Source organism: Corallococcus llansteffanensis (assembly GCF_003612055.1).
In the GTDB taxonomy this organism is placed as follows: domain Bacteria; phylum Myxococcota; class Myxococcia; order Myxococcales; family Myxococcaceae; genus Corallococcus; species Corallococcus llansteffanensis.
In genome coordinates, this window is record NZ_RAWB01001150.1 from 1 (window position 1) to 544 (window position 544).

Sequence of the window (544 nt, forward strand, 5' to 3'; positions counted from 1 at the left end):
GGGTCGGGATGGGGGCGGTGGGAAGACCGTCCCCAGGGAAGTGAGAACGGCCATGGGGCATGGGCGCCCGATGTGGGGTTGGTGGGCCACCTTCGCGGTGGTGCTCGGGTTGCTGCTCCCGCCGGGGAGCGCGCGCGCGCAGGACGGGGGCGGGTGGCTCTCCGCGTTCGACCTGCTGGCGAGCGGCCCGGAGCTGGGCGGCGGCGACGTGCCCCGGGACGTGCCGGCACTGACGGGCGCGCGGACGTCGGTGGTGCCGCCGGAGGTGCTGGCGCGGGCGCTGACGGACGCCGGGCCCCGGCCCGTGCCCACGGCCTCCGCGGACGAGTCCGGTCCGGTGGTGGGGCCCGAGCGGGACGAAGGCGTGCCGGTGTACGCGGAGGCGGGTGAGCTGCGGCGGGCCTCGCCCGAAGCGGAGGCTGCGCCGCGTCCGCGGGGAGGCCGCGTGTCCGAGCCCGGCGTCGGGCTGCTGCGGGAAGCGCCGCGTCCGCCGTTCCGGGCGGTGCCGGTGGCGGTGGCGGTGGTGCCCGGGCTGCTGTTGCAC

The 544-nt window shown here is 78.9% G+C and carries 1 pseudogene; it reads left to right on the forward strand.

The window, feature by feature from the left end:
• Positions 1 to 52: 52 nt before the first annotated feature.
• Positions 53 to 544, forward strand: a pseudogene (locus tag D7V93_RS43865) (hypothetical protein); the annotation flags it as partial.